General features: G+C 43.5%; 4 protein-coding genes. All 4 read right to left on the bottom strand.

What is annotated here, in order from left to right; genetic code table 11:
- Window positions 1-227: 227 nt before the first annotated feature.
- From DMP05_RS07835 to DMP05_RS07820, 4 genes are read right to left on the bottom strand one after another with little or no spacing between them, the layout of a single operon-like run.
- Window positions 228-1,760 (bottom strand): DUF2142 domain-containing protein, encoded by a 1,533-nt coding sequence (locus tag DMP05_RS07835; RefSeq protein WP_123219921.1) that lies wholly within the window; start codon window positions 1,758-1,760, stop codon window positions 228-230.
- Window positions 1,757-3,190 carry a glycosyltransferase gene (locus DMP05_RS07830; RefSeq protein WP_161957505.1) on the bottom strand — a complete coding sequence of 478 codons (1,434 nt, stop codon included), beginning with the start codon at window positions 3,188-3,190 and terminating at the stop codon, window positions 1,757-1,759. Before DMP05_RS07830 ends, DMP05_RS07835 begins: the two co-directional genes overlap by 4 nt.
- Window positions 3,191-3,213: 23 nt before the next feature.
- A complete protein-coding gene (locus DMP05_RS07825) occupies window positions 3,214-5,493 on the bottom strand; it encodes a glycosyltransferase (RefSeq protein WP_161957504.1) in 2,280 nt (759 codons plus the stop codon).
- Window positions 5,494-5,517: 24 nt separating this feature from the next.
- Complete coding sequence (locus DMP05_RS07820) at window positions 5,518-7,350, bottom strand: ABC transporter ATP-binding protein (RefSeq protein ID WP_123219918.1); 1,833 nt, start codon at window positions 7,348-7,350, stop codon at window positions 5,518-5,520.
- Between the last annotated feature and the right edge of the window lie 4 nt (window positions 7,351-7,354).

Here is a 7,354-nt window from a genome sequence, read left to right as displayed (position 1 = left end):
CGCGAAGCTCGGACTTCACCGCCTCCTCGTCGAATGATACGATTGGGTTGGACATGGCCTGCCTCCTAGCATGATTGAATTCGACACTCAAATCATACCGACGGCACGCGCCATGTCTTTTCTCTTTTCTGGGCGTGTTCAGCTTTCAAAGTGCGCAAAGAATTTTACGTTACCCGCGCATTAAGCATTACAAACAATTTTAAGCAGAATAATTACTTTGATACAAATTAACCGAGCGATCCTCCAACCAAGAAGCTAGCAACAACATACGAGGCATCCATTAACAAGATGCCAGCCATTATCAATATTGAATATGTAAGCACGTTGCCATGTGAGTTTAGCGTATCGCTACGCGTAAGGCTCATGATTATCGGAAATAGAATCGGGACTAGATACCTTCCTTGAACTCCTATAATGATATCTTCGCGCAACTCGGCACTTAAACTCCATCCACGCATTGTGAGCAAAATAAGAATTGCATTAATGCAAGAAGCAATGCACAAAATTAGTTTGTCGCTTTTCGAAAGAGACGACCCGACTAAATCATCAGAGTAAAAAAGAACAATAAATTGCAGAATCAGATACGCCCAGAAACAAACAGGCCATACATGTATCGACAGGGCGCCTAGACTATACCCAGCATACGTTTCAATCCAAAAGGGCGCAAGCTCCCAAATGGATTTTGCAACAACATGAATACAATGAAGAGGATGACGCAGTAGCTCGAATGCATCCGGCAGAAAAGCGCCGCGATACAATGCAATAATCGCAATGGCAGCAATAAGAAGCGCAAGGGGTATAAGAGTATAAAAAACCCTACGCAAATATGGATTCTGAATCCTTTTCACAAAAATAAAGAAGGCCAGAATAAGCGGAGCGTACATTATCTTTGAAATAAGAAGGAGTATAGTCAGCAATCCTAGAATCAGGATTTTCGTCCGATTGAATTCACCATCATGATTTAACTTCAATACATACACTACGAACGACAAGCCGGCGATGATTGATATCGCGTCTGCGGAACATGAAGACTCTTGCTGAATCAGAATCGGATTCAGCAAGAACACCAAGAACGCCGTCTTACCATAGGGCATTACCTTAATCAAAATGGAACTAACTAATACAAAGAATAGTCCCGAAACGACGCGCGCCGCGATTAACGATATATACGGATTAATACTCAGGGCTTTTCCAAAAAGCAAAACCAGCCCAGGAATCAAATATAAGTGAGTGAAGTAGTCGCCCAAGTAGCGATCACAAAAATAAGTCGAATCCCAATTAGCCCCATTCGTTAGCAACAAATAAACGCCCCCATAAGATGCCGGAAGCGTATCTCTCGAAAAAATAGAGGGTACGTCGAAACCAGACGGGTTGCGGCTAAAGAGCGAGGCGCATTGCGCAATGTGCACATATTCATCTGGAATACACCCGGGAAGCATAAATATCCCAAAAAAACAAACTGCTGGAATAGCTACTAACCCGAATAATTTTACATAAGAATGTCGATATCTAAAAAGAGAAAAAAGAAACAGGACCAACAAAAGAAGAGAAGGCGTGAAAAACGCCAGCAATTGGGATTTGACGATTGCACTAACGGAGTAGAAAACAACCCCAACAAAAGCTGAGCCAATCGCAACAATCGATATACATAAATATGCAAATAGTTGAGGGATATCATCTTTAACGGAATTATAGAAATCGGTTAATTTTAAAACAATATTTTGCATAGATGAACTCTCTTGTCCCAGCTTCAATGTCATTTGCGCCTTGCAACTTTCTTGATGCAATTAAGAATGCGATACCTAAATAACTTTACATAGAGCGACCGAACGCAATCGGCTATTTCATCAATTTGATCATTAGCTCTTTTCAGATTGAAAATACGCGACAAATTTGAAGAGCTCTCGGCAAGAAGGAGTCTTGCCCACTCCGTCATCTCGCCAGCGACATAGGAATTGGAAACCAGGTATCTGTCTATGGAATCGAGGAAGGTAACGAATTGCTTGGTTCCAGAATGAAATGCTCCTTCCAATTGTTCATTAAGAGTTTGAACATCTCCATCAAAGGCGACTTCTTTATCGACCTCATGATTAGCCGAAGACGCATTTGCATTTGCTACTACGCTTGACAAAATAGCCTTAGCATTCATTTCTCTTCTCGGTCGATATTCAGGAGAAGTCGCTAATTCTTCATTGGCGGACTTGATGTAATCCGCTTTTAAATCAAGCAAGTCATTAAGTAACCATTCTTTTCCTGCAATAAAATTATTGACCGCAACGAGAATATCATAGCCAATTCGATAATTATCATTTTTCAAAGTTTGAGATAAATGTGCATCTTGCTTGCAATAGTGACAATCTTTTGCCGACTCTAAGAAACAGGAAGACGGCAAAAAATATGTATTGTCGAGAGAAAAGACTTCCTCCATAGGCCTATAAAAATTAATGCCATAAGAGATGTTCGATTCAATTAGCGCGTTCAATTCGTCTTCGACAATAGGACGATAAGGATCGATATCCTCGGTTCTCGACCAACCGCATGTAGTTGCGAAAACATCAAAAACCTCTGAATATTTTTTCTTTATCTTCTCCTGAGATAGATAATAAGATGCGTCTCTGTTGCCACCTGAAAGATGCAAAACATTAGCAGGAATAACGAAAGAAGGAACCCCCTTTAGGCCTGCCTGAAGGCAAAAATCAACAGCATAGAAATGCCAGCCGTCACATGCATTTTCATCAAAATGCAACTTCTTAAAAATGTCTTTGTGACAACCAAAAAGACATTCGTCAAGCGTTTCAACTCTTGCCTTCGATGCGATGGTATGGTGCCTCCATAGCTTTGAGCCTTGGTACATACCGCTGAGCATAGCTCGATTGGTCTTTCCTTTAGTTAGCTTCGCGCCAGCTACGCCAATTATCTGCGTATCGTCTTCGTCCAACTCTCTAATAAAATCAGCAAAGAAGATAGAATCTGTAAAAACGATATCTTGGTGCGAAAACAGAATATACGGCGCTGAGCTCCTTTTGACGCCCTCATTGTACGCAGCCGCCGCGCTTTCCCATCGACTTTCGCGGTTGTCGAGGCCTATGATTTCAATCTGAGATAACCCAAACCGCAATGCAGATGAACACATGGATTCAAATTGCACCTGATCGTTGTAGACACAAACAATAGAAATCTTAGATTGCATAGTAACTCTGTTTCCCACGCCCGTCATTCATACAAACGAGCAATCTCGTCTTCCAGCATAGCCCAATCACGACTCTTAGCCGTATTCAAAGCTCCTTGAATTAGACGGTTTCTTAGAGCTTCATCATTCACGATGCGATTTATACAGTCAACAGCCTTATCATCTTCACCTTCGGAGAACAGCAAGCAATTTTCCCCATCAACAAGGTATTCCCTATTTCCAGGATTCTCCAACACAACGGGGATTCCGCCTGTTGCCATCATTTCAAGAGGTGGATAAGAGAAACTTTCAAGGATGCTCGTTTTTAAAAGGATATGGCACTGTTCATATATGGCGCCAACCTCCTCATGGGGAACGGCATGAAGATATTTATCGTATCGATAGAAGTCTTTCGGCTCCCCTTTATAGGAAAGGTACCATACTTCGAATTTTTCGCGATTTAATCTATTCGCAATTTTAAAGCTCTCATCAACGTTCTTATGAGCTACTGAAGAATCGCCCTCGATAAGCACCCGAATTTTGCCAGAATAGTCTCTACCGCACACATGGAACGAATCAAGGTTGAGACCATTGCGAGCAAGACGCGCTTCTACACCAAACCTACCCCTAAGCCAAGCATCGCACCATTTGGATATCGTTAGCACCGTAACATTCTTGCATGAATAAGTTCCACCGATTTTGATTCGGTTTTCATCGCATGGCTGATAAAAACCTTGTTCCTGACCTTGGACAAGATAGAAGCGCTTATCAATTTTCCTATAGCGTTCGATAAACTGCTGAGTCTCCCAAAACGTTCCCACCGCCTTATCGAAAGACATATCTATCGGACAGCCATCGATATTTTCAGGAAGGACGTTTCGATTGAGAACAGGAATTTCTTCGCCCTCGGAAGAATACCACCTGTCCTCACCATAACCATCGATTATGGTTATATCATAACCATGTTTCTTCATGATGATTGCATGTTTAAATGTAACAAGATTGCCCCCGCTGATATCAAGCGACGGCATAGCAAACGCTATATTTTCTCGAAATTGGCTGCGAATGTATTGCGCAAATCGAAATCCGGAGCTCAGTGTTGTCTTGGAATTAATGCACACTTCGTATGCGGCATGTCCGACTTGTTTTCGCAGAGGTTCATTCTCAATCAAAAGAGAAAGCGCATTAAACCAATCATCTTCAGAATCGCACAGAAATCCGTCCTCACCCGATTTGATAGCATCACGGAAAGCACCAACGTTACTTGCAATGGTAGGAACTTTGACCAAAGACGCCTCGAGCCACTTATTCTCCGATTTGGCCCTATTGAATATCGAATCAACCAATGGAGCAATATTAATGTCCATTTCGGAAATCAGTTTAGGTAGACGGCGCCATGGCATAAACGGAACAGCAACAATTCGGTCCTCATATCCCTTGAGACCGTCTGGGACCGTCAGTTCGCCAACAACATGTAGACGAACATTGGGATATGATTCAAAAATCCGCTTTATAGGCGAGACGATTGCCTCAAAGTCGTCGTTATGAGTAATGCTCCCACTAAAATACCCAATATGCACTTGAGTCTTATCGCGAGATTCACTGCGTTGTTTCGCGTTTTTCCAGCGTTTAAGATCTTTACGATTTACTTCGTCCCTGGATTGAAGAGGGAATAAGTCTCGCTCCTGTATCGCACGTTCGGAAAAATACACCATTTCATCGGATGCAACATTACGATTGATACAGACATTTTTGTGGTACTTGAGAAGCTCATTCGCCAAAGCATCAGTAGTAGTGACAACGCCGTCGCAGAGCATCATTGTTTTCTGCATAGCATCAACACCATCGTCGTATCCCTTCCGATCCTCTGGGGACAACGTATCAAGAAACGGAATTTGATCCGTATAGAAACGATCAATCACCAAATCATCGATATCAAATAAGACAACTTTATTAAGCGATTTAGCAAGCTGAATAAAGTCTCCTATAGCATCGCTATAGGGACAGCGAAATATAATAAAGACCCTTGCGGTACGAACGCAATCTTTATTGAGATTCCAAGCGTCTATTCTACGAGCAGAGATACCATGGGCACGCAATTGCTCAACTTGGTGATCAACTCTATAGCGAATTGGCTGAGGCACACTATACGCACACCCATTGATATACAAAACGTCTGTCGCGTAATCTTCGAAAGGAATCGCATTGGCAGGCCTCTGAAGGCGTCTCTTAATATGAAAAGCCATCCTTTCAGCAAAAACCGCCAAGCCCTCCTCTTTATAAACATAAGCTGCGTTCTCTTTAAGAGCGGAGAAACGTCCCATGATTTTAAGACCTTCAATCATTCTCTAGCTGAACAAATAGTTCGAAAACAATCCACGGGTACCATCATCTAGACCCGTCTTCCCATTGATAAAATACACCTTCGACACCCGACCTCTATACTTATCCAGCAACGACAGGAAAGATGCCTCACTGTCGAGAGATGTCTGATCGATAAGAAGCAAAGGGCATATTTTGATCCGACTCATGCATCCGCAGGATATCAGCTCGGGCCACTGCACAATATTGCTTGTGGCGATGCATACATCACATTCTCCATCTTCAATATCAAACGCATATGAGGCAATATCCACAAGCGCCCTATTTTGATCGCCGCCAAAATAAATAACGTCTACACCTAAAAGCTCCTCCTGGAACTCACACTTATATTCTTCGAGAACCGTTTCACCAACAATAAAGCAACGGGGCGACGATTCGAGCGCCTTGATGTTTTTCGCAGCCTCGACGCAACTCTCATTCTCGGCCGAAACAAAAACAGGAATTCCCAACCTAAACAGAAGCGGAAGCAGCGCAATTGATAGAGTATTTTCCTCTAGGCCGATAAACGCTATCTCTTTCCCCCAGATGCCCTGTCTTAATCCATAAGAATAAACTTCTAGAGAGAAATCCCTCACAGAGAGCAACTTGCCGAAGCTAATAACCTCCGGTTTCCAATATAAAGATTCCAACTCCGTTATTAAGCCATCTTGGGAACTACCGCAATCGAAGAGAAATATCTTTCGAGGTTTATAATCCAATATGATTCTATAAGCCGAATCAGATAGCGAATCGGACCCACCCGAAGCAACGACGGGGATTTTTTTTGCACCTGCGAATCCGGTAGCCACAATAGCATTAACATGCGTTCTATCAGTAGCCAACGCAAGGCTTTCGATATTCGACTGTCCACCCAACGACGCCAGGACAACTTTGGCACATGTACCTTCAGAGCTTTCGGTTCCGAGTACAACAGACCTATCGTCAACCCCCCCCTTGCCGCAAATCATCTTCTCTAGCGCTTCAAAAACAATAGATTCGGATTGCCCAGTACCCGTTCTACCTCCCAATCCTCCATATATGGATGCGACTAATTCCGCCGGACCGATTAAACGGGTATGTCCTTTTTCAATCCATATCGCTTTATTGCAAAGTCGCGCAATTTGGTCGTTGCTGTGCGACACGATGAGCACTGTCACGCCGTATTCTTCAATAAGCTGGGTAATACGGTCTTCGCATTTCTTTTGGAACATGAAGTCGCCGACGGAAAGAACCTCGTCGACAACCAAAATCTCAGGAACAATAACCGTCGCAATGGCGAATGCGATGCGAGCAACCATGCCCGAAGAATAGTTCTTCAGTGGCATATCAAGAAACTTCTCGACTTCGGCAAACTCAACGATTTCTTGAAAATGCTCGTCGATGAACTGCTTAGAGTAACCGAGCAACGCGCCATTAAGGTAGATGTTCTCGCGCGCCGAAAGATCCATATCGAAGCCCGCGCCCAACTCAATGAGCGGTGCAATGTTGCCATTCACCGTGCATTTGCCCTTAGTGGGCTCAAGCACGCCCGCAATAATCTTCAGGATAGTTGATTTGCCCGATCCATTTGTGCCCATAATGCCGAACACATCGCCCTTGCGCACCTTAAACGACACGTCATCGAGCGCTTTAAATTCTTCAAAAAACAGCTTGCCGCGAGCAATGGCGATGGCGTATTCCTTCAAGTTATTCAGCTGTTCACTCGCCATGTTGAACGACATGGACACATGGTCCACGTCAATCATAACGGGGCGGTTATCTTCAATTTCGGCAGTTTCGTCTTCGACCGTCAACGCCGAGGTGTTTACGACTTCTGGCATGCCA

The organism is Slackia isoflavoniconvertens (assembly GCF_003725955.1).
Taxonomy (GTDB): Bacteria; Actinomycetota; Coriobacteriia; order Coriobacteriales; family Eggerthellaceae; genus Slackia; species Slackia isoflavoniconvertens.
The sequence above is the reverse complement of the archived record's forward strand: the minus strand, read 5'-3'. Positions and strand labels throughout refer to the sequence as shown.